Consider the following 25,465-nt stretch of genomic DNA (forward strand, 5'->3'; position numbering starts at 1 on the left):
AGGCGGCGGTCGCCGACCGCCGCCAGGCTGCCGAGATCAACGCGTGACGGCGTTTGCTTGCCGTCGCGCCATCCAAGCATTGGAGAACTACCGATGAGCAATATTTCCGCCCAGATGGTGAAGGAGCTGCGCGAGCGGTCCGGCGCCGGCATGATGGAATGCAAGAAGGCGCTGGTGGAGAACAACGGCGACCTCGACGCCGCCATGGAGTGGCTGCGCAAGTCCGGCCTCGCCAAGGCCGACAAGAAAGCCAGCCGCATCGCCGCCGAAGGCCGCATCGTCACCGACCAGGCCAGCGGCAAGGCCGTACTGGTCGAGATCAACTGCGAAACCGACTTCGTGGGCAAGGACGCGAGCTTCCTGAAGTTCAGCGACGCCGTCGCCGAAGTCGCGCTGAAGTCCGGCGCCGCCGATATCGACGCGCTCAAGGCAGCCGCCTATCCCGGCGGCGGCACCGTCGAGGACGCGGCCAAGGCGCTGATCGCCACCATCGGCGAGAAGATCGACGTACGCCGCATGGCCCGCATCGAGAACGACGGCGTGATCGGCAACTACATCCATGGCGGTCGCATCGGCGTGCTGGTGTCGCTCAAGGGCGGCTCCGAGGAGCTGGCCAAAGGCATCGCCATGCACGTGGCGGCGATGAACCCGGCGCACGTCCGCGCCGAGGACGTGCCGGCCGAGTTCGTCGCCAAGGAGAAGGAAATCGCGCTGAGCCTGATGTCCGAGAAGGACAAGGCCAAGCCGGCCGAGATCCTGGAGAAGATCATCAGCGGCAAGATCCACAAGATCGTTTCCGAAGTCACCCTGCTGGGCCAGCCCTACGTGCTGGACACCAACGTCACGGTCGCCGAGGCGCTGAAGAAGGAAGGCGCCGACGTCATCTCGGTCGTCCGCCTGGCCGTCGGCGAAGGCATCGAGAAGGTGGAAGAGGATTTCGCCGCCGAAGTCATGAAGCAGGCAGGCTTGAGGTAATCCGAAGTACCCGTCATCCCTGACGGCAAAGACCGGCCATCGGGCAACCGCTCCTGCGTTGCCTCACCTCGGGCATCCATGCCCTCGCCATGGCCGGACTTTCAGAAAGAGCGGGTGCTTCGAACCAGGGGCCGCGGGAAACCGCGGCCCTTTTCGTTGTCGCGGTCAATCCCGGTAGGCGCCCAGGTCGCGACGATGGCCGAACTGCGTGACGTAGAACCCCAGCCGCCCGCGAAAGCCTCCCAGCGCCACCTCCACGCGATGGCGCGGATGGGCCTCGTAATAGGCCGAACTGGTGCAAAGGTGGTCGAACAGGAAGCCGGTCATGGGGCCGCCCCTCAACTGGTAGTCGCATTCCCGGCGCCGCCGGCGGTGAACGGTGTGCATCTGCACCGGCGGCAGGAATGCGGCATCGCCTAGCATTCGCGTGACCCCGCCCGCCACCCCATGCGCCAGCGCGCACCAGATGAAGCCTGCAGCCAAGGCAGCGCAGAACGGTGCCGCCAGGAGCATTTTGGCGGTACCGCCCTGATAGGCTTCGTTGCGTCCGGTGAGATTGACCCACGCGAGCCACACCGTGACCGCCACGCCAAGCACCAGCGCCACGTAGAAGCTGGATCGTTCCACCCACGGCTCGGGCAGGAAGTCGATCCAGCCGCCGTAGAACGCCAGGGCCATCACGATCAGCGTGCCGTGGATGGCGATGCGTCGCCCGCGCGACGGCGCCGGGACCCCGTAATAAAGCGTGTTCCACCCCACCCGTTCGCTCCTTGAACCGAATCCGTCACGGCGACTTCAATCGACCGACGCAAGCTTACCCGAGAGCGGCTCTGCCGCTACAATGTGGCGGTTTGCCCCCACAATCCGGAGAACCCATGAGCACCCAGCCCAAGTACCACCGCATCCTGCTCAAGCTCTCCGGTGAAGCGCTGATGGGCGAGGCCGACTACGGCATTGATCCGAACGTGATCGGCCGGCTCGCCGAGGAGATCATCGAGGTGCGCCGCGCCGGCGTGGAAGTGGGCGTGGTGATCGGCGGCGGCAACATCTTCCGCGGCGCCGGCCTGGCCGCGGCCGGCATGGATCGCGTCACCGGCGACCACATGGGCATGCTCGCCACCGTGATGAACGCGCTGGCGATGGCCGATGCGATCGAGAAGCGTGGCGGCTATGCGCGGGTGATGAGCGCGATCCAGATCCACGACGTGGCCGAGGACTACATCCGCCGCCGCGCGATCCGCCACATCGAGAAGGGCCGCATCGTGCTGTTCGCTGCCGGCACCGGCAATCCGTTCTTCACCACCGACTCGGCCGCGGCGCTGCGCGCCGTGGAAGTCGGCGCCGACCTGCTGCTCAAGGCCACCAAGGTCGACGGCGTCTACAGCGCCGACCCCGCCCGTGACGCGCACGCCATCCGCTACGAGCGGCTGAGCTACGAGGAAGTGATCCAGCGCAACCTGCAAGTGATGGACACCGCCGCGATCGCGCTGTGCCGCGACCACGGCATGCCGCTGCGCATCTACGACATGAGCGTGCCCGGCAGCCTGATGCGCATCATGGGCGGCGAGTCGATCGGCACGCTGGTCGGCTGAGTCGGCCCGCGGGGGCGACGCCCGCCACTGCTATAATCACGCGTTGCCAGATTCACCGGGGTACGACACATGCTCAACGACATCAAGAACGATGCCCAGGCCCGCATGGGCAAGAGCATCGACTCGCTCAAGCACGACCTCACGCGTATCCGCACCGGCCGCGCCAGCACCACGTTGGTCGACCACATCAAGGTCAGCTATTACGGCGCGGAAACGCCGCTGTCGCAGGTCGCGTCCGTGACGCTGGCCGATGCGCGCACCATCCTCATCACGCCGTGGGAAAAAAACATGGTGGCGCCGATCGAGAAGGCCCTGATGGCATCGGACATCGGCATCACGCCGACCACCGCCGGCACCGTGATCCGGCTCAACATGCCCGCGCTCACCGAGGAGCGTCGCAAGGAGCTGGCCAAGCACGTGGGCCATGAGGGCGAGAACGCCAAGATCGCCATCCGCAACGTGCGCCGCGATGCCCTGCAGCAGGTCAAGGACCTGCTCAAGGACAAGCAGATCACGGAGGACGAGGATCGCCGTTTCGACGACGAGATCCAGAAGCTCACCGATCGCGCGGTCAAGGACGTCGATACCGTGGTCAAGGCCAAGGAAGAGGAGCTGATGGCGCTCTGAGCGCCATCGCACCCCGCATGCCGGCCGCCACGGCTGCCCGGGTTCCCCGCCATGTCGCCATCGTGATGGACGGCAACGGGCGCTGGGCCCGCGCCCGGCACCGTCCGCGCAGCTTCGGCCACAACGCCGGGCGCCGCGCGGTGCGCGAGGTGATCGAAGCCTGCCTGCGCGAAGGCGTGCCGGTGCTGACCCTGTTCGCCTTCTCCAGCGAAAACTGGCAGCGCCCGCAGGACGAGGTCAGCGCGCTGATGAACCTGTTCGTGCGCGCGCTGGACAAAGAAGTGGAGGAACTGCACGGCCACGGCGTGCGCCTGCGCTTCATCGGCGACCTGGACAGCTTCGACGAGCCGCTGCGCCAGCGCATGCGCGCGGCGACGGACCGCACCGCCGGCAACGCGGCGCTGCAACTGAATATCGCGGTGAGTTACGGCGGCCGCTGGGACATCGTGCAGGCCTGTCGCCACGCTGCCGCGGCAGTCGCGCATGGCGAGTTGCGCGCCGACGAGATCGACGAATCACGGCTGGGCCAGTGGATGAGCCTGGCCGAGCTGCCGCCGCTGGACCTGTTCATCCGCACCGGCGGCGAACGCCGCATCAGCAACTTCCTGTTGTGGCAGGTCGCCTACGCCGAGCTGTACTTTACCGATACGTTGTGGCCCGATTTCGACCAGGCTTGCCTGCGCGAGGCCATCGCCGACTACGCTTCGCGCGAGCGCCGCTACGGCCGCACCAGCGCGCAGCTGGCCCCTGCCCCCTAGAGGATTTCCATGCTGCTTCAGCGCATTCTCACCGCCTTGGTGCTCGCGCCGCTGGCGATCCTGATCGTCCTGCTGCCGCCGACCGGCGTCTTCGGCGTGATCGTGGCCGTGGCTTTCCTGGCGGCATGGGGGGAATGGGCCCAGCTGAGCGGCCTGCATGGCCGTGCCCGGGTGGCCTTGCTGATCGTGGCCGCCGGCGTGTTCGTGCTGCTCTGGCTGGCGCGCGACAGCGCGTGGCTCGACTGGCTGCTGGTCGCTGGTGTGGCATGGTGGCTGGTGGCCTGCCTGTGGCTGCGCCACTTCGCGTTCGCCGCCGCGCCCACGCGCGACAACACCGCGCTGAAACTGCTGGCCGGCGCATTCGTGATCTTTCCGGCCTGGGTCGCCCTGGTCCGCATCCATGGCCACTCGCCGCACGGCCCGTGGTGGACCTTGCTGGCGCTGATGATCGTGTGGGCCTCGGACATCGGCGCCTACGCCGCCGGCCGCGCCTTCGGCAAGCGCAAGCTGGCGCCGCATATCAGCCCGGGCAAGACCTGGGCCGGCGCCTACGGCGCGCTGGTCGCCGGCGTGCTGCTGGCGCTGGTCGGCGCCTGGCTGCTCGACGTGCGTGATGTGCGGTTGCTGGCGCTGGCGCTGCTGGCGGCGGCCACCGTGTCCATTTCTATCGTCGGCGACCTGTTCGAGAGCCTGCTCAAGCGGCATGCCCAGGTGAAGGATTCGGGCAGCATCTTTCCCGGCCATGGCGGCCTGATGGATCGACTGGACAGCGTGTTCGCGGCACTGCCCATTTTCGCCGCCGGCTTGTGGCTGCTGCAGTTGTGACGATGCGCACGGTCGCTGTCCTTGGTGCCACCGGCTCGATCGGCGGCAGCACGCTGGACGTGATCGCGCGCCATCCGGAGCGGTTCCGCGCCAGCGTGCTCACCGCGAACCACCGCGTCGAGGCGCTGGTCGAACTGTGCGCTCGTCACCGGCCGGACCTGGCCATCGTCGCCGATCCCGCGCACGAGCGCGAACTGGCCCGGCGCCTGGCCGACGCCGGGGTGCGCTGCGATGTCGCCAGCGGCCCGGACGCGCTGGTCGCCGCGGCGGCCGGCAACCTGTGCGACACCGTGGTGGCGGCCATTGTCGGCGCCGCCGGGCTGGAGTCGACCCTGGCCGCCGCGCAGGCCGGCAAGCGGCTGCTGCTGGCCAACAAGGAGTCCATCGTGATGGCCGGCCCGCTGCTGCTGCAGGCGGTCGAGCGCGGTGGCGGGGTGCTGGTGCCGGTCGACTCCGAGCACAACGCGTTGTTCCAGTGTCTGCCGGGCGGTCGCCCCGCACTGGCCCGCAGTGGCGTGCGCCGATTGATCCTGACCGCGTCCGGCGGCCCGTTCCGCGGCCGCAGCCGCCCCGAGCTGGCGCATGTCACGCCCGACCAGGCCTGCAAGCATCCCAATTGGGTCATGGGCCGCAAGATCTCGGTCGACTCGGCCACCCTGATGAACAAGGGGCTGGAGGTGATCGAGGCGCATCACCTGTTCGCCGCGCCGGTCGAGGCCATCGAGGTGGTGGTGCATCCGCAGAGCCTGATCCACTCGATGGTCGACTACGTCGACGGCTCCGTGCTGGCGCAACTGGGCAACCCGGACATGCGCACCGCGATCGCCCACGCGCTGGCCTGGCCGGAGCGGGTCGAGTCCGGGGTCACCCCGCTCGACCTCGCCGCCTGCGCGCCGCTGCAGTTCGAGGCGCCGGATCTGGCCACCTTCCGCTGCCTGGCGCTGGCCTTCCAGGCGCTGCGCGCCGGTGGCGATGCCCCGACCGTGCTGAGCGCGGCCAACGAGGTGGCGGTGGAGGCCTTCCTCGCCGGCACGCTGGCGTTCCTGTCGATCGCCGACGTGGTCGAGGCGGTGCTTGCGGAACTGCCGGCCCAGCCGGTGGTCGATATCCCGACCCTGCTCGAGCGCGACCGGGCGGCCCGCGAGGCGGCCCGGCGCGTACTGCGCAGGGCTTGCTGATATTCTTGTCCCGATGACTTTCCGCTGCGGTACTTGATGACTTCCTTTTTCGGCTCGGTGTTCTGGTTGCTGGTCACGCTCGGCGTGCTGGTGACCTTCCATGAGTTCGGCCACTACTGGGTCGCGCGGCGCTGTGGGGTCAAGGTGCTGCGGTTCTCGATCGGCTTCGGCAAGGCGATCTGGAAGCGCATCGGCCGCGACGGCACCGAATACTGGATCGCGGCGATCCCGCTGGGCGGCTACGTGAAGATGCTGGACGCGCGCGAGGGCGAGGTCGACCCGGCCCTGCGCGACCAGGAGTTCACCGGCAAATCGGTGTGGAAACGCATCGCCATCGTGGCGGCCGGGCCGGGCTTCAACGTGATCTTCACCATCGCCGCGCTGTGGCTGATGTTCATGCTCGGCCGGAGCGACTACGCGCCGATCGTCACCGCCACGCCGGACAGCATCGCCGCCGAGGCAGGCATCCAGCCGGGCGACCGCATCCTCAGCGTCAACGGGCGCCAGGTCTCCACCTGGAGCGATTCGATGGACGCGGTGGGCAACGCGCTGCTGGCGCTGACCCCGCTGCCGCTGACGGTGCGCCACGCCGACGGCCAGACCCGCGAACTCGTGCTGCCGCTGGACCGTCTGCCGGCCGGCCAGCCGATCGACCAGTACTTCGGCAAGCTCGGCTTGCGCCTGGCGCCGCCGCCGGCGATCGCCGGCACGGTCAAGCCCGGGCAACCGGCGGCCCTGGGCGGCATCCAGGGCGGCGATCGCATCGTCAGCATCAACGGCCAGCCGGTGGGCGATTTCGACAGCCTCGGCAAGCTGGTGCAATCGGCGGCGGCCACATCGCCGCGACTGTCGATCGGCGTGCTGCGCGACGGCCGGCTGCTGACCCTCGCGGTCACCGCGACATGGGAGTCGCTCGGCGACCAGCCGGCGAAGTGGATGCTGGGCGTCGCCCCGCCGCCACCGGAGCCGGCCACCGTGCAGTACTCGCCGGCGCGCGCACTGGGCGCCGCGTTCGCCACCACCTGGCGCAATACCCGGCAGACCTTCGGCATGATCGGGGAGATGCTCAGCGGGCACGCCTCGACCAAGAACATCTCCAGCGTGATCGGCATCGCCCAGTACGCCAATGCGTCGGCGCAGATGGGGCTGGCGTGGTTCCTGCAGTTCCTGGCGATGGTGTCGCTGAGCCTGGCGATCCTGAACCTGCTGCCGATCCCGGTCCTCGATGGCGGGCACCTGCTGTATTATCTGATCGAACTGGTCAAGGGCAGCCCGGTCAGCGAACAGGCCATGATCATCGGCCAGTACATCGGTCTGGTCCTGCTGTTCAGCCTGGTCGGATGGACGCTATTCAACGACATCCAGCGAACCCTGCTGTCGTGATGCGCATCGCCATCGCCCTCGACCACCTGGCGATCCGCCAGACTGCGCCGGCCGTGCTTGCCCGGGCCGACGCGGTCCGCGACAACTCCCGCTGGAATGCAGCGCCCCTTTTCGCGACGGGCTCATCCCCCGCCGCATGCGTTGACGGAGCGGCCGCGCTGGCCGCCCCGTCAAACTAACCCAACGGAACCGACGATGAAGCGTATCGCCGCGCTGATCCTGCTTGCCTCCCTTGCCGCCAACGCGTACGCGTTCGAGCCCTTCGTGATCTCGGACATCCGCATCGACGGCCTCAGCCGCATCGCGGCCGGCACGGTGTACAACTACCTGCCGGTGAACAAGGGCGATCGGCTCACCAACGCCGAGGCGGCACGCGCCATCCGCGCGCTGTACCAGACCAAGTTCTTCAGCGACGTGGAGCTCGACCGCGACGGCAACATCCTGGTGATCAAGGTGGTCGAGCGGCCGTCCATCGCCAAGCTCAACATCCGCGGCAACCACGACATCAAGACCGACGACCTGAAGAAGGGCCTCAAGCAGACCGGCATCTCCGAAGGCGAGACCTTCGACCGGCTGGCCATCGACGGCGTGCAGCAGGAGCTGATCCGGCAGTACTACAACCGCGGCAAGTACAACGTGTCGGTCGAGCCGCACGTGACCCGGCTCGACCGCAACCGTGTCGCCATCGACATCGAGATCCGCGAGGGCAAGGCCGCCAAGATCCGCGAGATCAACATCCTCGGCAACCACGCCTACACCGACAAGCAGATCCGCGACGATTTCGAGTCCGGCACACCGAACCTGATGTCGTGGTACTCCAAGAATGACCAGTACTCGCGCGAGAAGCTTTCCGGCGACCTGGAGAAGCTGCAGTCCTACTACATGAACCGCGGTTACGCGGATTTCGGCGTGGATTCGACCCAGGTCAGCATCTCGCCGGACAAGCGCAACATGTACATCGACGCCAGCATCAAGGAAGGCGACATCTACAAGGTCACCGACGTCAAGCTGCTCGGCGACCTGATCCTGCCGGAAAAGACGATGCGCCAGCTGGTGTTCGTCAAGGAAGGCGACATCTTCAACCGCGGCGCGATCGAGAACTCCAGCAAGGCGATCAAGGCGGTGCTGTCCAACATCGGCTATGCCTACGCCAAGGTCACGCCGATCCCGAAGCTGGACAAGGACAAGCACACGGTCGACCTGACCATGTACGTCGAGCCGGGCCAGCGCGTGTACGTGCGCCGCGTGATCTTCTCCGGCAACACCAAGACCGAGGACAACGTGCTGCGTCGCGAGATGCGCCAGCTCGAAGGCTCCATGTACTCGCAGGCCGCGATCGACCGCTCGAAGATCCGCCTGCAGCGGCTGGGCTACTTCAAGAAGGTCGACATCGACAAGAAACTGGTGCCCGGCTCGCAGGACCAGGTCGACGTCAGCGTCAAGGTCGAGGAGCAGGCCGCCGGCAGCATGCAGTTCGGCATCGGCTACTCGCAGTACGCCGGCATCATCCTCAACGCCTCGTTGAGCCAGAACAACCTGTTCGGCAGTGGCGACAGCTTCTCGGTGAGCGGCTCGCGCAGCACCTACCAGACCAGTTTCGGCGCCAACTACTACAACCCGTACCTGACCGACAACGGCATCGGCATCGGCTACAGCGTCAACTATTCCAAGACCGACTACGGCAACACCGACTACGCCAACTACAGCACCAGCGCCAAGGGCTTCTCCACCTACCTGGGCATCCCGATCAGCGAAACCGACGGCGTGCGCGTGGGCCTGGGCATCAGCAGCAACAAGGTCAACCTGTTCCCCGGCTACAGCCCGCGGGACCTGATCGACTACCAGAACCAGCTCGGCAACAAGACGATCCATTCGTGGACCGGCACGCTGGGCTGGAACCACGACACCCGCAACGGCTTCTGGGCGCCCACCCGCGGCGGCCTGCTGCAGGCCCAGGCGGATGTCGCCCTGCCCGGCTCCACCGTGCAGTACTGGAAGCTCACCGCCGAGGCCAACCATTACTGGCCGATCGGCAAGGGCTTCGTGCTCTACCTGGACGGCCAGGTGGGCTACGGCAAGACCTATGGCAAGAACGGCATCAGCGACGACCAGTTCGCCGTGCTCAAGGCCGCCACCGAAGCGCAGCGCGGCGCAGGCTACGTGATGCCCGACCTGCGCCAGGATTTCCCGTTCTTCGCCAACTTCTCCGCCGGCGGCGTGCGCGACGTGCGCGGCTTCCAGGACAACACCCTGGGCCCGCGCGTGTGCATCGACGGCAGCTCGCCGGACGCGCGCGGCAACTGCCTGGGCGCCTACTGGGCGCAACCGATCGGCGGCTCGTTCAAGGTGCTGGGCACCGCCGAGCTGTACCTGCCGCTGCCGTTCCTGAAGGACATCAACACCGCGCGCGTGTCGCTGTTCACAGACGTCGGCAACGTCTACCGGGATTACCAGAGTTTCGACGCCAGCACGCTGCGCGCCTCGGCCGGCGTATCGCTGCACTGGCAGGCGCCGATCGGCCCGCTGATCATCAGCCTGGCCGTGCCGTTCCGCTCGCAGCCGTCGGACGGTCATTACGAGGAGCGCATCCAGTTCACCTTCGGCAGCCAGTTCTGACCATCGGCCGGTGCGGGCGCCGCCACGTGCGGAGCTGCCGGCGTATCGAAGGAAAACGCGGCGATGCCGCGTTTTCTTTTTCGTCGTCCGGGCACACCTGCGTCGTGCGGTGCCACGCCCTACAATGACGCGCACCGTCCGGAGCCACGCATGAACGCCATCCACTACTCGGCAGCCGAACTGGCCGCGCGCTTCGGCCTAGACGTCCGCGGCGACGGCACGCGGATGGTGAGCGGCGTGGGCACGCTCGGTGGCGCCGGCGCCAGCGAGTTGAGCTTTCTTTCCAACAGCAAATACACCGCGCAGCTGCTGTCCACCCGCGCGGGCGTGGTGGTGCTGCGCGAGGAGAACCTCGCCGATTGCCCGGCCACCGCGCTGATCGCCAGGGACCCCTACGTCGCCTACGCGCGCATCGCCGCGCTGTTCGAGCGCCTGCCCGCCGCACCGACTGGCGTGCATCCCAGTGCCGTGGTCGCCGCTTCCGCGCGCGTCAGCGCCAGCGCCAGCATCGGCCCGTGTTGCGTGATCGAGGCCGATGCAGTGGTCGAGGACGGCGCCGTGCTGGGGCCACACTGCATCATCGGCGAGGGCTGCACGGTGGGTGCGCAATCGCGGCTGGTGGCCCGGGTCACCCTGGTCACGCGCGTCATCCTGGGTCGCCGCGTGCTGGTGCATCCCGGCGCGGTGATCGGTTCGGACGGCTTCGGCCTGGCCTTCGACACCGACCACTGGATCAAGCTGCCCCAGTTGGGTGGGGTACGCATCGGCGATGACTGCGAGATCGGCGCCAACACCACGATCGACCGCGGCACGCTGGACGACACAGTGCTGGAAGAAGACGTGCGGCTGGACAACCAGATCCAGATCGCCCACAACGTGCACGTGGGCGCGCACACCGCAATGGCCGGATGCGCCGCCGTGGCCGGCAGTGCCAGGATCGGCCGCTACTGCCAGATCGGCGGCAATGCGGGCGTGCTCGGCCATCTCGAGCTGGCCGACCGGGTTACCATTACCGCCAAGAGCCTGGTCACCCATTCGATACGCGAACCGGGCGAGTACTCCTCCGGCGTGCCGCTGCAGGAAAATCGCCTGTGGCGCAGGAATGCGGCGCGATTCAAGCATCTGGACGAATACGCGCGCCGTCTGGCGGCACTGGAAAAGGACAAGAGCGATGACTGAGGAAAATTTCGAGATCACCCTGCCGGTGCAGGTGGAGCAGATCCAGCGCCTGCTGCCACACCGCTACCCGTTCCTGCTGGTCGACCGGGTGATCGAGGTCGTGCCGGACGTCAGCGCGGTCGCGCTGAAGAACGTCACCATCAACGAACCGTTCTTCGATGGCCATTTCCCGGGCCATCCGGTGATGCCGGGCGTGCTGATCATCGAGGCGATGGCGCAGGCCGCCGGCCTGCTGACGCAGATCAGCCGCCGCATGAAGGGCGACGCGGGCAGCCCGCTGTTCTATCTGGTCAAGGTCGACAATGCGCGCTTCAGCGCTCCGGTGGTGCCGGGCGACCAGTTGCGCCTGGAAGTGAACCTGAAACGCCTGGTCCGCGGCATGGGCCTGTTCGCCGCGCGCACCACGGTCGACGGCAAGGAAGTGGCAAGCTGCGAACTGATGTGCGCCGCGAGGTCATGAACATGAGTGACAGCACCGCGATCCACCCCACTGCGCAGGTCGACCCGGCTGCCGTGATCGGCGCCGGCGTGCGCATCGGCGCCTATAGCGTCATCGGCGCGCAGGTGGAGATCGGCGACCGCACGGTGATCGGCCCGCACGTGGTGATCGAAGGCCCCACCCGGCTCGGGTGCGACAACCGCGTCGCCCAGTTCGCCTCGCTGGGCGGCGATCCGCAAGACAAGAAATTCGCCGACGAGCGCACCGAGCTGGTCATCGGCGACCGCAACCTGATCCGTGAATTCGTCACCATCAACCGCGGTACCGGCAACGGCGGTGGCGTCACCCGCCTCGGCGACGACAACTGGCTGCTGGCCTACGTGCACATCGCCCACGACTGCCAGATCGGCAACCGCGTGGTGTTTTCCGCTTACTCCGCGCTGGCCGGGCATGTGGAGATCGGCGACTGGACCATCCTCTCCGGCTATTCGGGCGTGCACCAGTTCTGCAAGGTCGGCGCGCACGCCTTCATCGGCATGGGCTGCCTGGTCGGCCACGACGTGCCGCCGTTCGTGATGATGGCCAACGAGCAGCAGGGCCGCCCGCGCGGCATCAACAGCGAAGGCCTCAAACGCCGGGGCTTCGATGCCACCCGCATCGCCGCGATCAAGCGCGCCTACCGCACCCTCTACATGGCCGGCCTCTCGCTGCCCGAAGCCCGCGAGAAACTCGCCGAGCAGGCGCGCGAAAGCGCCGACGTCATGGCAATGCTGGAGTTCCTCGACCACAGCGAGCGGTCGTTGGCGCGATAGGCGCGTCGCGCTTATCGCAAAATCAAGCACGCGCTCTGGCTCTCGCTTCACGACGGAGACGAAATGCAAAACACCGGCGTCTCCGCACCTGCCCCGCTGATCGCCATCCTCGCCGGTGAGGATTCCGGCGACCAGCTCGGTGCCGACCTGATCGTCGCCTTGCGCCAGCGCTACCCGCAGGCGCGCTTCGTCGGCATCGGCGGGGCGCGGATGCAGCGCGAGGGCTTCGAGTCCTGGTACGACATCCGCGAGCTGTCGCTGTTCGGTTTCAGCGAGGTGATCAGCCACCTGCCGCGCCTGCTGCGTCTGCGCCGTTCCCTGGTCGCGCGCCTCAGGCAGGCCAGGCCGGCGGTGGTGATCGGCATCGACGCCCCGGATTTCAACCTCGGCGTGGAACGGCGCCTGAAGGAGGCCGGCTTGCGCACGGTTCACTACGTCAGCCCCTCAGTGTGGGCATGGCGCGAGAATCGCGTGGAGAAGATCGGTCGCAGCGCGGACCGCGTGCTGTGCCTGTTCCCGATGGAACCGGCGATCTACGCGCGCCATGGCATCGACGCGCGCTTCGTCGGCCACCCGCTGGCCGACCGCTTCGCGCTGGTCGCCGACCGCGTCGGCGCGCGCGAGGCGCTGCACCTGCCGCAGCAGGCGCCGGTGTTGGCGGTACTGCCGGGCAGCCGGATGTCCGAGGTGGATCGGCTGGGCCAGATTTTCCTGGATGCCGCGCAGCGCGTTGCTGCAGTCGTGCCCGGCCTGCGCATCGTGGTTCCCGCCGCCAATGCACGGGTACACGCGCGGTTACAGGAACTGCTCGCCCGATTGCCGGCCAGCGAACCCGCGCCGCTGCTGCTGGACGGCCAGGCCCACGAGGCGATGCTGGCCGCCGACGTGGTGCTGCTGGCCTCCGGCACCGCCACGCTGGAGGCCATGCTGGCCAAGCGGCCGATGGTGGTCGGCTACCGCGTGGCGCCGCTGAGCTATCGCATCGCGCGCGCCCTGAACATGATCAAGACGGACGTCTATTCGCTGCCCAACATCCTGGCCCGCGCCAGCGGGCTGGGCCCGGGGCCGTGGGTGCCCGAGCTGATGCAGGACGACTGCACCGCCGACAAGCTGGCCGCCGCCACGCTGGCCCTGTTCGGCGACAGCGAGCGCCGCAGCGCGATCGTGGCCGCCTTCGAATACCTGCACCAGGAACTGCGCGGCGACATGGCCGGCCACGCCGGCGAACGGGCCGCGACCGCGGTGGCGGAGCTGGTCGACGATCACGGCCGCGCCGATGGCTGAGCTTGTTCTCGACAGCCATCGCCCGCCGCCGCGCTCGCAGGCGGACGAGGACGGATCGGCCACCAGCTTGCTGGTCGCCGGTGTCGACGAAGCCGGTCGCGGCCCTCTCGCCGGTCCGCTGGCGGTGGCGGCGGTGATCCTCGATCCGGTCCGGCCGATCCGCGGCCTCGACGATTCGAAGAGGCTCAGCGAGGCGCGCCGCGAGGCGCTGTTCCCGCTGATTCTCGAACGCGCGCTGGCGTACTGCATCGTGCTGGTCGAGCCGGAGGAAATCGATTCGCTGAACATCTTCCGCGCCACCATGACCGGCATGCGCCGCGCCCTCGCCGGCCTGGCGCCCGCCGCGCAGCACGCGCTGATCGACGGCAACAAGCTGCCGCCGGACCTGCCCTGCCCGGCGCGCGCGATCGTCGGCGGCGACGCGCTGGAACCGGCCATCAGCGCGGCCTCGATCCTGGCCAAGGTCACCCGCGACCGCTTGATGGTGGAACTGGACGCGCTCCACCCCGGCTACGGCTTCGCCCTGCACAAGGGCTACCCCACGCCGGCCCACCTCTCCTCGCTGCAGCGGCTGGGGCCATGCCCACTGCACCGCCGCAGCTTTGCCCCGGTGCGCCTGCTGCTGGATCAGGCCAGCTTGTTCTGAGGCAAACATCGCGGCCGCGATTGCCGCACCCGGCCATCGCTTACACTGGCCTCTCGTGACCGCTGGTCCATGGATATGAAGGGGACACCATGCGACGGATGAGCCTGCTCCTGGTCGCCTTGATGAGCTGCTTCGCCGCCACTGCGGGCGTGCGGCCCGGCGACGTGCCGCCGGATTCACTGGGGCCAACGATGGATGGACACACGGTGAGCCTGGCCTCGCTGCGCGGCAAGGTCGTGGTGATCAGTTTCTGGGCGACCTGGTGCGGCTACTGCATGAAGGAGATGCCGGTGCTGGCGAAGATGCAATCGCTGGCGACCGAGCGCGGCATGTCGCTGCAGGTGGTGGCGGTCAACTACAAGGAGGATCGCCGCGTCTTCCTGCGTGCCGCGCGCGCACTGGGCAAGAGCCTCCCCGAACTGCTGCTCACCTGGGATCGTCACGGCGCCATCGGCAAGCCGTATGACGTCACGGGAATCCCGGTGATGGTGATGCTGCATCGTGACGGCACCGTGGCCCATGTCCACGTCGGATATGGCGAAGACATGCTCGGTACGCTCGTCGAGGAGATCAACGCGTTGCTGCGCGAACCGCCGATCGCGGCACCGGTGCTCGCGCCGCGATGACCCCCGGTCGGTGCCGGCCCGCGCTTCGCGCAAACCCCGCGCAAGTCAATCTTGCCGCTGCCTGCGGCGGCGGGTAGCCTGCACGGACAACGCGCGCAGATTTGCATGACCGCCAGCTTCGCCCACCTTCACCTGCACAGCGAGTACTCGCTGGTCGACTCGACCATCCGCATCAAGGCGCTGGTCGCCGCCTGCGTGCGCGACGGCATCCCGGCGGTGGCGTTGACCGACGAATGCAACATGTTCGCGCTGGTCAAGTTCTACAAAGCCTGCAGCGCGGCCGGAATCAAGGCCATCGGCGGTTGCGACCTGCTGGTCTCGGCGCCGGACGATCCGCGCCCGTGGCGGCTGACCCTGCTGTGCCAGGACCATGACGGCTACCTCAACCTGTCGCGGCTGGTGTCGCGTGCCTGGCAGGAAGGCCAGCACGGCGGACGCGCGCTGATCGACGCCGGCTGGTTGCATGGCGAGGCCTGCAGCGGGTTGGTCGCCCTGCTCGGCCGCGACAGCGAAGTAGCCCGCATCGCGGTGCACCAGGGCGGCGATGCCGCGCTGGCGAAACTGCGCGCGCTGGCACGACTGTTTCCGGATCGGCTGTACCTGGAGCTGACCCGCTGCGGCCGCGACGGCGAGGAGCTCTGGAACAGCGCCGCCCTGGGCCTGGCCGCCACGCTCGACTTGCCGGTGCTGGCCAGCAACGACGTGCGCTTCCTCAAGCAGGCCGACTTCGACGCGCACGAGGCGCGCGTGTGCATCAACCAGGGCCGCGTGCTGGCCGACCCCAAGCGCCCGCGGGAATACACCGACCAGCAGTACCTCAAGACGCCCGGAGACATGGCGACGCTGTTCGCGGACCTGCCCGAGGCACTGGCAAATACCGTCGAGCTGGCCAAGCGCTGCACGCTGGAACTCAAGTTCGGCAAGTACTACCTGCCCGACTTCCCCGTGCCGGCGGGCCACGACCTCGACAGCCACATCCGCGAACTGTCGCGGCAGGGCCTGGAACAGCGCCTTGCACTCGCGCCGCTGGCTGCCGGCCACTCGCGCGCGGACTACGACGCGCGGCTCGAACGCGAGCTGGACGTCATCGTCAAGATGGGCTTCCCCGGCTACTTCCTGATCGTCGCGGACTTCATCAACTGGGGCAAGCAACACGGCATTCCGGTGGGCCCCGGGCGTGGTTCCGGCGCCGGCTCGCTGGTGGCGTGGGCGCTGAAGATCACCGACCTCGACCCGCTGCAGTTCGACCTGCTGTTCGAGCGCTTCCTGAATCCCGAACGCGTGTCGATGCCAGACTTCGACATCGACTTCTGCATGGACCGCCGCGACGAGGTGATCGACTACGTCGCGCGCAAGTACGGTCGCGACAAGGTCAGCCAGATCATCACCTACGGCTCGATGGCGGCCAAGGCGGTGCTGCGCGATTCGGGCCGCGTGCTCGGCATGGGTTACGGCCAGGTCGACAAGCTGGCCAAGATGATCCCGCCGCGACCGCTCGACCTGACCCTGTCCGACGCACTGGGCCTGTCGGAGAAATCGAAGAAGGAAACCGACCGCGTGGTGCGCGAGTTCTGCGACGCCTACGCGCAGGACGAGGACGCCCACGCGCTGATCGACCTGGCGCTGAGCCTGGAAAACCTCACCCGCAACGCCGGCAAGCATGCCGGCGGCGTGGTGATCGCGCCGACCCCGCTCACCGATTTCTCCCCGCTGTACTGCGAAGCCGGCGGCGGCGGTGTGGTCACCCAGTACGACAAGGACGACGTCGAGGCGGTCGGCCTGGTCAAGTTCGACTTCCTCGGCCTGCGCACGCTGACCATCATCGACTGGGCGGTCAAGGCGATCAACGCGCGCCGCGCGAAAACCGGCGAGGCGGCGCTGGACATCTCGGCGCTGCCGCTGGACGACCCGGCGCCGTACGAGCTGCTGAAGAAGGCGCAGACGGTCGCCGTGTTCCAGCTCGAATCCTCCGGCATGCAGCGCATGCTGAAGGATGCGAAACCCGACCGCTTCGAGGACATCATCGCGCTGGTGGCGCTGTACCGTCCCGGCCCGATGGACCTGATCCCCAGCTTCATTGCGCGCAAGCACGGCCGCGAGGAAGTCGAATATCCCGACCCGCGCGTCGAGCCGATCCTGAAAGAGACCTACGGCATCATGGTCTACCAGGAGCAGGTGATGCAGATGGCGCAGATCGTGGGCGGCTACACGCTCGGCGGCGCCGACCTGCTGCGCCGAGCGATGGGCAAGAAGAAAGTCGAGGAGATGGTCAAGCACCGCGCGATCTTCCGCGAGGGTGCGGCCAAGGACGGGCTCAGCGGCGAAAAGGCCGACGCCATCTTCGACCTGATGGAGAAGTTCGCCGGCTACGGTTTCAACAAGTCGCACGCGGCCGCCTACGCGCTGGTGTCGTACCAGACCGCCTGGCTGAAGGCGCATTACCCCGCCGAGTTCATGGCCGCGACGATCTCCGCGGACATGGACAACACCGACAAGGCGGTCACCTTCCTCAACGAAGCGCGCGCACTGGGCATCGTGGTGCAGCCGCCGGACGTCAATGCGTCCGAGTACATGTTCGTGGCGGTGGAACCCAAGGTCATCCAGTACGGCCTGGGCGCGATCAAGGGCGTCGGCCACGGCGTGTGCGAGGCGATCGTCGCCGAGCGCGCGCACGGGCGCTACACCGACCTGGCCGATTTCTGCCGCCGGATCGATCCGGGCAAGCTCAATCGGCGTGTGCTGGAGGCGCTGATCCTGTCCGGCGCGCTGGACGCGCTGGCGGCCAACCGCGCCAGCCTGATGCTCCAGCTTCCCGACGCGGTCAAGGCCGCCGAACAGCACCAGCGCGACCGGCAATCGGGCCAGAACGACATGTTCGGCGCGGCGATGGGCTCTGCCACGCCGGTACTCGAGATCGACTTGCCGACCGCGCCGGAGTGGCCGCTGGAACAACGCCTGCAAGGTGAACGCGACACCCTCGGCCATTACCTCTCCGGCCACCCCACCGACCCGTGGAAAGACGAGCTGGCGCAGCTGTCCACCTGCCCGCTGGGCGAGATCGTCGACCGCTACCAGCCGCCGAAGCCGCGCCGCAACGACGACGGCAGCGAGAACCGCTTCCGCCGCGGCCCGGACACGCCCTGGACCATCGCCGGCATGGTCGCCGCCGTGCGCAAGCGCGGCGACAGCGACGCGTTCGTGCGCATCGAGGACGGCGGCGGCGCCATCGAGGTGAGTTTCTTCGGCGAGATCTACCACCAGGCCGCGCCGCTGCTCACGCGCGGACAGTTGTTGGTCGTCGACGGCGGCCTGCGCATCGACGAATTCTCCGGCGGCGGTTTCCAGTTGCGCGCGCGCAGCGCCTGCTCGCTCGACGACGCCTGCCGCAGGCACGCGCGCCTGCTGCAACTGAAATTGAACGGCATCCACGCCGACTTCGCCGAACAACTGCAACGCACCCTGGCCGGCTACCGCGGGGGCCAGGCCAGCGTCACCCTGCACGGCTACCGCAACCGCAGCGCCCAAGCCGACCTGGAACTGGGCGAGGAATGGCGCGTGGACGCCATCCCCGCCCTGCTGCGCGCCGTGCGCGCGCTGCCCGGAGTGCAGGCCGCACGCCTGCGCATCGTCAAGCAGCAGGATTGAGACACCGCCGGGCGCATGTATTCACTAGTCTGCGGGCACGCATGGAGAGACCGATGACCGTTGCCTATAAATGGACTTTCGCGCTGTTCGCGTTGGTTTTTTTCGGCGGCGTCCATGCGCAGCAGACACATCCCGACGCGCCGTTTCTGTGCGAGGGAGGCGATGGCAGCAGCGACCAGACGACACTCGCCGAAGTCGTCGGCGACGGACGCGCCCACTTCGTCGCGGGCACCGACGACTGCCCTTCCACGGCGGATCACTGCCGGGAAAAGGCCTACCTGATCCCGGGTGACCAGGTACTGGCGGGCGACGTCCGCGGCGACTACGCCTGCGTCATGTTTCCCGACAACCAGGATGGACACGCCGGCTGGCTGCCGCGCAACCGCCTGCGGCCGGTGCTGGCGCAGCCATCACCGTCGGCATGGGAAGGCGACTGGGTGCAGGGGGACAACCGCATCACGATCCGCCATGACAACGGCATGTTGCGTGCCGACGGCGAAGCCTATTATCCGATGGCCGACCCGCCGCCGGACCAGTTCCCCGGCGGCCCCAACCTGGGCGCCATGGGCGGGGAGGCACGGCCCAGCGGCCATCACGCAACCTTTGTCGACGATGCGTGCGAGATGAGCGCCTTCCTGGTCGGGAAGTTTCTGGTGGTCAGCGACAATCACCAGTGCGGCGGACTCAACGTCCGCTTCGACGGCATCTATCGACGCAGGTAGGCCTTCGCGGGATTACTTGCCGCCCCGCTCCATCATCGCCTTCAGGTCGGCAAACGGATTGCCCGTCGCCGGCGGCGCTTCCTCCACTGCCATCACCCCGCCGCGCACGTGGTCGATATGCCGCGCGTGCTCGTTGTCGTGGCAGTACACGCACAGCAGTTCCCAGTTGCTGCCGTCGGCCGGGTTGAAGTCGTGATCGTGGTTGCGGTGGTGCACGGTCAGTTCCTGCAGATTGGCGCGGGTGAACTCGCGGGCGCAGCGACCGCACACCCACGGATACATCTTCAGCGCCCGCTCGCGATAGCCCAGCTCGCGCTGCTCGGCGGCGCGTCGCGCCTCGGCCACGATGCGGTCGAGTTTCGCGTTGTCGATGGGTTTGCTGGGCATGGCGGCGATCCGGCGGCGGGTGCTCGATGGGGCGGACGATAACGCAATCACCGCGTCCGCGGCAGGCATCTGTCGACCCGATCACGGCCATACGGCGCCGTTCTCGCCTTTTCTTGCGGAACGGTATACTTGAGCGCTTCCGTGCAATGAACAGCAACGAATGAACCCCAACTTCCTCGATTTCGAACAACCCATCGCCGAACTGGATGCGAAGATCGAGGAGCTTCGCCACGCCAGCGATGGCCAGGCGTTCAACATCGACGAGGAAGTGGCGCGCCTGCGGCAGAAGGTGAAGGTGAAGACGGCGGACATCTTCCGCAACCTCAATTCCTGGCAGACCACCCAGCTTTCCCGCCACCCGGCGCGGCCCTACACGCTCGACTACATCGGCGTGATCTGCGAGGAGTTCCACGAACTGGCCGGCGACCGCATGTACGCCGAGGACGCTGCCATCGTGGGCGGCCTGGGCCGCATCAACGGCCGGCCGGTGATGATCATCGGCCACCAGAAGGGCCGCGACACCAAGACCAAGGTGCGCCGCAACTTCGGCATGCCGCGCCCCGAGGGCTACCGCAAGGCGCTGCGCCTGATGCAGATGGCCGAGCGTTTCGGCTTGCCCCTGCTGACCCTGATCGACACCCCGGGCGCCTACCCCGGCGTCGGCGCCGAAGAGCGCGGGCAAAGCGAGGCGATCGCGCGCAACCTGCTGGAAATGGCCGAACTCAAGGTACCGATCATCTGCACCGTGATCGGCGAGGGCGGCTCCGGCGGCGCGCTGGCGATCGGCGTCGGCGACCGCACCAACATGCTGCAGTACTCCACCTATTCGGTGATCTCGCCCGAAGGCTGCGCCTCGATCCTGTGGAAGAGCGCCGACAAGGTAAAAGACGCCGCCGAGGCCCTGGGCATGACCGCCCCGCGCCTGCTCGAACTGGGCCTGATCGACAAGCTCATCCGCGAGCCGCTCGGCGGCGCCCACCGCAACCCGCGCTCGATGGCGATCCGCCTGAAAGCCGTGCTGCTGAACCAGCTCGACGAGCTGCAGGCGATGCCGGTCCCCGACCTGCTCGAACAGCGCTACAAGCGCCTGCGCAGCTACGGGGCTTATCAGGAATAACTTCGCCAGCGACCGATCGGCGGTGCACCAGCCACCCGATGCCGGGCCCTGACTGGCTGCACCACGAGGCCCGCCATGAATCGCGTGCAACTTGCCGTCCTGGTTCTCTGCCTTTCCCCAGCGTGCATCGTGGTTGCCTCGTCGACCGCACCCGCGCCGATCACCTCAAGAGCGGCACTGGCGCGCTATCTGCATGACACGCAGCCAGGCACTTCGCCGCTGGACGACTTGTCGCCTGGCGGGCGCAAACGGTTTCTTGCCCAGCTCGACTTCGGTCCACACGGCCTGCGCGGCATGTCGCTGGAGGACCCGGCCAACGAGCTGACGCGCCCACAGATCGTGCAGCTGCTTGCCCTGTTCGGCGCGCAAAGCCATGCCGTCGACGGACTGACACCCGCCGAGCAGTCCCGCCGAAACCATGAACGCACGCAGGACGCCGCCAGCCGGGGATGCGCCGTCGACACATGCGGCGAGAGCATGCTGGAGCGACGCTATGACGAGTTCGTTGTGCAGGAAACCGTCCCCTCACCGTCCCCTGCCGAGCGCTCCACCTGGGTCGAACGACGTTACGACCGACTGTTCGGCGATGCACAAACGCCTGAGAGCCTGCGCCTGGCCAGCCACACTGACCTGAGGCTGCTCAAGCGCGCAGCGGAAGCCGTGGTGTTCCACGCGCCAAGCCCGACCCACATCGCCCAGCTGCGGATGGATCTGGCTGAAATGCACCGACGAGGCATGGCATCGGACAAGGACTATGCGCGCCTCCACCAGGCGCTGATCACCGGCCGCGATTTCGATGCCGCGAACACCCTGGCGCGACATCACCCGGAGATGGGCATCCCCGTCATTCCGACGTTCCGCCGTGCCGCATCGCCGCCGCCGGGACAACCGACCGCACTGACCGTGGATGCACGCACCGGCACCATGGCACGCCAATCCTTCGATCTGTCCGCGCCATTGCGCATCGTGGTAGTGGCGTCCTGCCACTTCTCGCGGGATGCCGCGCGCGCGATCCGTGCAGACGCCCAGTTGCGCTCCCTTTTTGCCGGCAACGCCATCTGGCTGGCCAGCCAGAACGAGCAGCTCGACGCGGTCAGCGACTGGAACCGCGAGTTTCCGGATCAACCGATCCACATCGCCTGGCACGACAGCGAGTGGTCCATGCTCGACAGCTGGGCCATGCCCACCTTCTACCTATTCCGTCATGGTCAACTGGTGACGAAGTTCAGCGGTTGGAAAGACGTGGACACCTTGAAGCAATCCTTGCGCGAGGGCGGCGTACTCCAGTGAGGCCCGTCAGGCACCCGCGCGCCGGCGCGCGCTACCATCGACCCACCTTCCGCTGCCGGACACCGCCATGGCCCACGACAAGCTCGCCGTACTGATCGATGCCGACAATGCGCGCCCGGCGATCGTCGAGGGCCTGCTGGCCGAGATCGCCAAATACGGCACCGCCCACGTCAAGCGCATCTACGGCGACTGGACCAAGCCGGACTTGAACGGCTGGAAGGAAGCGCTGCTGCGCTACTCGATCCAGCCGATCCAGCAGTTCCGCTACACGGTCGGCAAGAACGCCACCGACTCGGCGATGATCATCGACGCGATGGACCTGCTCTACGCCGAGCGCTTCGACGGCTTCTGCATCGTCTCCAGCGACAGCGATTTCACCCGCCTCGCCTCGCGCATCCGCGAATCCGGGCGCATCGTCTACGGTTTCGGCGAGAAGAAGACGCCGGAGCCGTTCCGCACCGCCTGCGACAAATTCATCTATACCGAGGTGCTGGCTGGCACCAGCGAGACCGAAACCGAGACGGCACCGAAACAGCGCTCGGCGAAGGAACTGCGCGGCGACAGCAAATTGATGAACATGCTGCGCAATGCGATCGAGGCCGCGTCCGACGAGACCGGCTGGGCCAGCCTCGGGCCGGTCGGCAGCATCATCAACAAGCAGTCGCCCGACTTCGACTCGCGCAACTATGGCTACGCAAAACTGAGCGGCCTGATCAAGGGCATCGGCCTGTTCGACACCGAGGAGCGCCAGATCGGCAACGGCAAGCACATTTACGTGCGGTCCCGCGCCGACAAGAAATGAGCGACCCGCTGCAAGCCCATCTACTCGCGGCGCTGACCGCGACAGCACCCGCGCCGATCTGTGTCGCCTTCAGCGGCGGCCCCGATTCCAGCGCCCTGCTGCACGCGCTGGCCCGCGAACCGCTGGCCCGGGAACGCGGGTTGCGCGCGGCGCACGTCGATCATGGCTTGCATGCCGACAGCGCGCGTTGGGCGGCACACTGCGCTCGCTTCTGCCAGGACCTCGACGTGCCTTGCGCGCTGGTGCGCGTGGACGTGCCGCGCGATGGCGGCAAGGGCCTGGAGGCCGCTGCGCGGCACGTCCGCCATGCTGCGCTGGCCGACCTGCTGCACGATGGCGAGTGGCTGCTGTTCGGCCACCATCGCGACGACCAGGTCGAGACCGTACTGCTGAAATTGCTGCGCGGCGCAGGGCCGGAGGGCCTGGGCGGGATGCGCGTACGACGACCGTTCGGCGCCGGCCAACTCTGGCGCCCCCTGCTGGAGCTGCCGCGGGCCACGCTGCTCGACTACGTCGCCGCCCACCAACTCGACTGCATCGACGACCCCTCCAACGCCGACATCCGCCTCGCGCGCAATCGCCTGCGCCATGAAATCCTGCCGGGGCTGCTGCGTTACTGGCCGCAGGCCTGCGACTCGATCCTGCACAGCGCCGCGCTGAGCCGCGATGCCGCCGACGCACTGCGCAGCCAATGGCTCCCCGCGTTCGATGCCCTGCACGACCACGCCAGCGGCAGCCTCGACCTGCCCGGCTGGCGCGCGCTGCTGCCCGCATTGCGCGAACCGCTGCTCGACCACTGGCTGCACCTGCGCGGACTGGCCGCTCCCGGTGCGGCGCAGCGCCGGCAGATCGAGCGCCAGTGCGATGCACGTGCCGGCCAGTTGCCGTGCGTGCGCTGGGCCGGCACCGAGTTGCACATCTGGAAGCAGCGATTGTGGGCCCTGCCGACACAGGCACCGATCGACCCCGACTGGCAACAGCGCTGGAGCGGCGAACCGCTGGCGCTGCCGGACGGCGGCGAACTGGCGCTGACGGCGCCGGCCACCCGCCTGGCGCAACCGCTGCAAGTGCGCATGCGCCGCGGCGGCGAGCGCATCCGCCCGGCGGGCAACCCGCACACGCGCGAGTTGCGCAACCTGTTCCAGCAGGCGCAGATGCCGCCGTGGCGACGCGACGCGTGTCCGCTGCTGTATGCCGATGGCGAGCTGATCGCCGTGGCCGACCGCTGGATCAACGCCCGCGGTGCCGAGCTGTTCGAACGCTGCGGCGCGCAGCCCCGCTGGCGCCCCGGACGCTGATCCAGATCACGCCCGCGGCTTGCGACGACGCCGCGCCGATTGATTCGCCCGCCGCGCTGCGCTAGCGTTGCGGGCCATGGCCAAGACCGCTCCCAAGACCGTTGCCGACCCCGCTCCCGCCGTCGATTTCGAACACTCGCTCGACGAGCTGGAGCAACTGGTCACCCGGATGGAAGGCGGCGAGTTGAGCCTCGACGAATCGCTTGCCTCGTTCGAGCGCGGCATCGGCCTGTTCCGTCATTGCCAGCAGTCGCTGCAACAAGCGGAACTGCGCGTGCGCCTGCTGCTGGACCCCGATGCCCCCGACCGCGCCGAACCGTTTGAACCCGAACTCTGAGTCCGCCGAACTCGGCCCTGCCCTGCAGTCGCTGGTTGCCCGCGCCGAGCGCGCGCTGCAACGCTGCCTGCCCCCGGCCGCCCACGCCACCGACCATCTGCGTCGCGCCATGCACTATGCCGTGATGGGCGGCGGCAAGCGGCTGCGCCCGATGCTGGTCTACGCCACCGCGCACGCGCTGGACGAAGACGGTCCGGCACTGGACGCCGCCGCCTGCGCGGTGGAACTGATCCACGCCTACTCGCTGGTGCACGACGACCTGCCCGCCATGGACGACGACGCGCTGCGCCGCGGCCGGCCGACCTGCCACGTGGTGTTCGGCGAGGCGATGGCGATCCTCGCCGGCGACGCGCTGCAGGCGCTGGCGTTCGAGGTGCTCGCCGCCGAAGAGGCCGGTGCCATCGACGCCCGCGTGCGCATCGCGATGCTGCAAACGCTGGGTCGCGCCTGCGGCGCCGACGGCATGGCCGGCGGGCAGGCGCTCGACCTGGCCGCGGTCGGGCGTCCGCTGGAGCTGGCCGAACTGGAATACATGCATGGCTGCAAGACCGGCGCGCTGATCCGCGCCTCGGTGCGCCTCGGCGCGCTGGTCGCTGCGGCGGACGACGACGCGCTGCAGGCGCTGGACCGCTACGCCAGCGCCGTCGGGCTGGCCTTCCAGGTGCGCGACGACATCCTGGACGTGGAAGGCGACCCTGAAGTGATCGGCAAGACTGCCGGCAAGGACGCCGCCGCGGTCAAGCCCACCTTCCCCTCGATCATCGGCCTCGACGCCTCGCGCGCACGGCTGGCCGAACTGACCGATGCCGCGCTGGCGGCGATCACGCCGTGGGGCGCGCGCGCCGTGCTGCTGCAAGAGCTGGCCCGCTACGCGGCGCATCGCACGCGTTGATTCGCGGCAACGAAAAGGCGGCCCGCAGGCCGCCT

At 68.0% G+C, this 25,465-nt stretch carries 24 protein-coding genes; 22 read left to right on the top strand and 2 right to left on the bottom strand.

The window, feature by feature from the left end; genetic code table 11:
- Positions 1 to 93: 93 nt before the first annotated feature.
- A complete protein-coding gene (gene tsf, locus ACFCQI_RS02115) occupies positions 94 to 975 on the top strand; it encodes a translation elongation factor Ts (protein WP_395119729.1) in 882 nt (293 codons plus the stop codon).
- 165 nt (positions 976 to 1,140) lie between these two features.
- Here the strand turns inward: tsf and ACFCQI_RS02120 are convergent, their stop codons facing one another.
- Positions 1,141 to 1,734, bottom strand: coding sequence for a hypothetical protein (locus ACFCQI_RS02120; RefSeq protein WP_395119730.1), 594 nt, complete (start codon positions 1,732 to 1,734; stop codon positions 1,141 to 1,143).
- 116 nt (positions 1,735 to 1,850) lie between these two features.
- Between ACFCQI_RS02120 and pyrH the strand changes: the two genes are divergently transcribed.
- The 15 genes from pyrH to ACFCQI_RS02195 all read left to right on the top strand — a co-directional run bounded on the left by pyrH (position 1,851) and on the right by ACFCQI_RS02195 (position 19,307).
- Positions 1,851 to 2,567 (top strand): UMP kinase, encoded by a 717-nt coding sequence (gene pyrH / locus ACFCQI_RS02125; protein ID WP_395119731.1) that lies wholly within the window; start codon positions 1,851 to 1,853, stop codon positions 2,565 to 2,567.
- A 69-nt stretch (positions 2,568 to 2,636) separates the two neighbouring features.
- Positions 2,637 to 3,194, top strand: a complete 558-nt coding sequence (gene frr / locus ACFCQI_RS02130; protein ID WP_395119732.1) for a ribosome recycling factor — start codon at positions 2,637 to 2,639, stop codon at positions 3,192 to 3,194.
- 17 nt (positions 3,195 to 3,211) lie between these two features.
- A complete protein-coding gene (gene uppS / locus ACFCQI_RS02135) occupies positions 3,212 to 3,952 on the top strand; it encodes a polyprenyl diphosphate synthase (RefSeq protein WP_395119733.1) in 741 nt (246 codons plus the stop codon).
- A 9-nt stretch (positions 3,953 to 3,961) separates the two neighbouring features.
- Positions 3,962 to 4,777, top strand: a complete 816-nt coding sequence (locus ACFCQI_RS02140; protein ID WP_395119734.1) for a phosphatidate cytidylyltransferase — start codon at positions 3,962 to 3,964, stop codon at positions 4,775 to 4,777.
- 2 nt (positions 4,778 to 4,779) lie between these two features.
- Positions 4,780 to 5,955, top strand: a complete 1,176-nt coding sequence (locus tag ACFCQI_RS02145) for a 1-deoxy-D-xylulose-5-phosphate reductoisomerase (RefSeq protein ID WP_395119735.1) — start codon at positions 4,780 to 4,782, stop codon at positions 5,953 to 5,955.
- Positions 5,956 to 5,991: 36 nt separating this feature from the next.
- Positions 5,992 to 7,338 (top strand): RIP metalloprotease RseP, encoded by a 1,347-nt coding sequence (gene rseP, locus ACFCQI_RS02150; RefSeq protein WP_395119736.1) that lies wholly within the window; start codon positions 5,992 to 5,994, stop codon positions 7,336 to 7,338.
- 195 nt (positions 7,339 to 7,533) lie between these two features.
- The gene (gene bamA / locus ACFCQI_RS02155; RefSeq protein ID WP_395119737.1) at positions 7,534 to 9,954 is read left to right on the top strand and encodes an outer membrane protein assembly factor BamA; all 2,421 of its coding nucleotides are present in this window, start codon (positions 7,534 to 7,536) and stop codon (positions 9,952 to 9,954) included.
- 150 nt (positions 9,955 to 10,104) lie between these two features.
- A complete protein-coding gene (gene lpxD, locus ACFCQI_RS02160) occupies positions 10,105 to 11,133 on the top strand; it encodes a UDP-3-O-(3-hydroxymyristoyl)glucosamine N-acyltransferase (protein ID WP_395119738.1) in 1,029 nt (342 codons plus the stop codon).
- Positions 11,126 to 11,593: a 3-hydroxyacyl-ACP dehydratase FabZ gene (gene fabZ / locus ACFCQI_RS02165; protein WP_395119739.1), complete on the top strand. Its 468-nt coding sequence runs from the start codon at positions 11,126 to 11,128 to the stop codon at positions 11,591 to 11,593. The genes lpxD and fabZ overlap by 8 nt, the downstream gene beginning before the upstream one ends.
- Positions 11,594 to 11,595: 2 nt before the next feature.
- Positions 11,596 to 12,384, top strand: a complete 789-nt coding sequence (gene lpxA / locus ACFCQI_RS02170; RefSeq protein ID WP_395119740.1) for an acyl-ACP--UDP-N-acetylglucosamine O-acyltransferase — start codon at positions 11,596 to 11,598, stop codon at positions 12,382 to 12,384.
- A 63-nt stretch (positions 12,385 to 12,447) separates the two neighbouring features.
- Positions 12,448 to 13,668 carry a lipid-A-disaccharide synthase gene (gene lpxB / locus ACFCQI_RS02175; RefSeq protein WP_395119741.1) on the top strand — a complete coding sequence of 407 codons (1,221 nt, stop codon included), beginning with the start codon at positions 12,448 to 12,450 and terminating at the stop codon, positions 13,666 to 13,668.
- Positions 13,661 to 14,314, top strand: a complete 654-nt coding sequence (gene rnhB / locus ACFCQI_RS02180) for a ribonuclease HII (RefSeq protein WP_395119742.1) — start codon at positions 13,661 to 13,663, stop codon at positions 14,312 to 14,314. Before lpxB ends, rnhB begins: the two co-directional genes overlap by 8 nt.
- Before the next feature lie 98 nt (positions 14,315 to 14,412).
- A complete protein-coding gene (locus ACFCQI_RS02185; RefSeq protein ID WP_395119743.1) occupies positions 14,413 to 14,940 on the top strand; it encodes a TlpA family protein disulfide reductase in 528 nt (175 codons plus the stop codon).
- A 105-nt stretch (positions 14,941 to 15,045) separates the two neighbouring features.
- The gene (dnaE, locus tag ACFCQI_RS02190; RefSeq protein WP_395119744.1) at positions 15,046 to 18,585 is read left to right on the top strand and encodes a DNA polymerase III subunit alpha; all 3,540 of its coding nucleotides are present in this window, start codon (positions 15,046 to 15,048) and stop codon (positions 18,583 to 18,585) included.
- 53 nt (positions 18,586 to 18,638) lie between these two features.
- A complete protein-coding gene (locus ACFCQI_RS02195) occupies positions 18,639 to 19,307 on the top strand; it encodes a hypothetical protein (RefSeq protein ID WP_395119745.1) in 669 nt (222 codons plus the stop codon).
- 12 nt (positions 19,308 to 19,319) lie between these two features.
- Here ACFCQI_RS02195 and ACFCQI_RS02200 read toward each other — a convergent pair whose 3' ends face one another.
- Complete coding sequence (locus ACFCQI_RS02200) at positions 19,320 to 19,694, bottom strand: YajD family HNH nuclease (protein ID WP_395119746.1); 375 nt, start codon at positions 19,692 to 19,694, stop codon at positions 19,320 to 19,322.
- Between the two features lie 160 nt (positions 19,695 to 19,854).
- Between ACFCQI_RS02200 and ACFCQI_RS02205 the strand changes: the two genes are divergently transcribed.
- The 6 genes from ACFCQI_RS02205 to ACFCQI_RS02230 all read left to right on the top strand — a co-directional run bounded on the left by ACFCQI_RS02205 (position 19,855) and on the right by ACFCQI_RS02230 (position 25,430).
- A complete protein-coding gene (locus tag ACFCQI_RS02205; protein ID WP_395119747.1) occupies positions 19,855 to 20,811 on the top strand; it encodes an acetyl-CoA carboxylase carboxyltransferase subunit alpha in 957 nt (318 codons plus the stop codon).
- A gap of 75 nt (positions 20,812 to 20,886) precedes the next feature.
- Positions 20,887 to 22,101 carry a hypothetical protein gene (locus ACFCQI_RS02210; RefSeq protein ID WP_395119748.1) on the top strand — a complete coding sequence of 405 codons (1,215 nt, stop codon included), beginning with the start codon at positions 20,887 to 20,889 and terminating at the stop codon, positions 22,099 to 22,101.
- 67 nt (positions 22,102 to 22,168) lie between these two features.
- A complete protein-coding gene (locus ACFCQI_RS02215) occupies positions 22,169 to 22,903 on the top strand; it encodes an NYN domain-containing protein (protein WP_395119749.1) in 735 nt (244 codons plus the stop codon).
- Positions 22,900 to 24,201 (top strand): tRNA lysidine(34) synthetase TilS, encoded by a 1,302-nt coding sequence (gene tilS / locus ACFCQI_RS02220; RefSeq protein WP_395119750.1) that lies wholly within the window; start codon positions 22,900 to 22,902, stop codon positions 24,199 to 24,201. The genes ACFCQI_RS02215 and tilS overlap by 4 nt, the downstream gene beginning before the upstream one ends.
- A 76-nt stretch (positions 24,202 to 24,277) precedes the next feature.
- A complete protein-coding gene (locus tag ACFCQI_RS02225; RefSeq protein WP_395119751.1) occupies positions 24,278 to 24,538 on the top strand; it encodes an exodeoxyribonuclease VII small subunit in 261 nt (86 codons plus the stop codon).
- The gene (locus ACFCQI_RS02230) at positions 24,522 to 25,430 is read left to right on the top strand and encodes a polyprenyl synthetase family protein (RefSeq protein WP_395119752.1); all 909 of its coding nucleotides are present in this window, start codon (positions 24,522 to 24,524) and stop codon (positions 25,428 to 25,430) included. The genes ACFCQI_RS02225 and ACFCQI_RS02230 overlap by 17 nt, the downstream gene beginning before the upstream one ends.
- Positions 25,431 to 25,465 lie beyond the last annotated feature (35 nt).

This window comes from Rhodanobacter sp. FW102-FHT14D06, from assembly GCF_043950705.1.
Lineage (GTDB): Bacteria > Pseudomonadota > Gammaproteobacteria > Xanthomonadales > Rhodanobacteraceae > Rhodanobacter.

Excerpts from the sequence above, each read along its gene's own strand:
- tsf (WP_395119729.1), top strand. The coding sequence starts at position 94 with ATGAGCAATATTTCCGCCCAGATGGTGAAGGAGCTGCGCGAGCGGTCC.
- pyrH (WP_395119731.1), top strand. The coding sequence starts at position 1,851 with ATGAGCACCCAGCCCAAGTACCACCGCATCCTGCTCAAGCTCTCCGGT.
- frr (WP_395119732.1), top strand. The coding sequence starts at position 2,637 with ATGCTCAACGACATCAAGAACGATGCCCAGGCCCGCATGGGCAAGAGC.
- uppS (WP_395119733.1), top strand. The coding sequence starts at position 3,212 with ATGCCGGCCGCCACGGCTGCCCGGGTTCCCCGCCATGTCGCCATCGTG.
- ACFCQI_RS02140 (WP_395119734.1), top strand. The coding sequence starts at position 3,962 with ATGCTGCTTCAGCGCATTCTCACCGCCTTGGTGCTCGCGCCGCTGGCG.
- ACFCQI_RS02145 (WP_395119735.1), top strand. The coding sequence starts at position 4,780 with ATGCGCACGGTCGCTGTCCTTGGTGCCACCGGCTCGATCGGCGGCAGC.
- rseP (WP_395119736.1), top strand. The coding sequence starts at position 5,992 with ATGACTTCCTTTTTCGGCTCGGTGTTCTGGTTGCTGGTCACGCTCGGC.
- bamA (WP_395119737.1), top strand. The coding sequence starts at position 7,534 with ATGAAGCGTATCGCCGCGCTGATCCTGCTTGCCTCCCTTGCCGCCAAC.
- lpxD (WP_395119738.1), top strand. The coding sequence starts at position 10,105 with ATGAACGCCATCCACTACTCGGCAGCCGAACTGGCCGCGCGCTTCGGC.
- fabZ (WP_395119739.1), top strand. The coding sequence starts at position 11,126 with ATGACTGAGGAAAATTTCGAGATCACCCTGCCGGTGCAGGTGGAGCAG.
- lpxA (WP_395119740.1), top strand. The coding sequence starts at position 11,596 with ATGAGTGACAGCACCGCGATCCACCCCACTGCGCAGGTCGACCCGGCT.
- lpxB (WP_395119741.1), top strand. The coding sequence starts at position 12,448 with ATGCAAAACACCGGCGTCTCCGCACCTGCCCCGCTGATCGCCATCCTC.
- rnhB (WP_395119742.1), top strand. The coding sequence starts at position 13,661 with ATGGCTGAGCTTGTTCTCGACAGCCATCGCCCGCCGCCGCGCTCGCAG.
- ACFCQI_RS02185 (WP_395119743.1), top strand. The coding sequence starts at position 14,413 with ATGAGCCTGCTCCTGGTCGCCTTGATGAGCTGCTTCGCCGCCACTGCG.
- dnaE (WP_395119744.1), top strand. The coding sequence starts at position 15,046 with ATGACCGCCAGCTTCGCCCACCTTCACCTGCACAGCGAGTACTCGCTG.
- ACFCQI_RS02195 (WP_395119745.1), top strand. The coding sequence starts at position 18,639 with ATGACCGTTGCCTATAAATGGACTTTCGCGCTGTTCGCGTTGGTTTTT.
- ACFCQI_RS02200 (WP_395119746.1), bottom strand. The coding sequence starts at position 19,694 with ATGCCCAGCAAACCCATCGACAACGCGAAACTCGACCGCATCGTGGCC.
- ACFCQI_RS02205 (WP_395119747.1), top strand. The coding sequence starts at position 19,855 with ATGAACCCCAACTTCCTCGATTTCGAACAACCCATCGCCGAACTGGAT.
- ACFCQI_RS02210 (WP_395119748.1), top strand. The coding sequence starts at position 20,887 with ATGAATCGCGTGCAACTTGCCGTCCTGGTTCTCTGCCTTTCCCCAGCG.
- ACFCQI_RS02215 (WP_395119749.1), top strand. The coding sequence starts at position 22,169 with ATGGCCCACGACAAGCTCGCCGTACTGATCGATGCCGACAATGCGCGC.
- tilS (WP_395119750.1), top strand. The coding sequence starts at position 22,900 with ATGAGCGACCCGCTGCAAGCCCATCTACTCGCGGCGCTGACCGCGACA.
- ACFCQI_RS02225 (WP_395119751.1), top strand. The coding sequence starts at position 24,278 with ATGGCCAAGACCGCTCCCAAGACCGTTGCCGACCCCGCTCCCGCCGTC.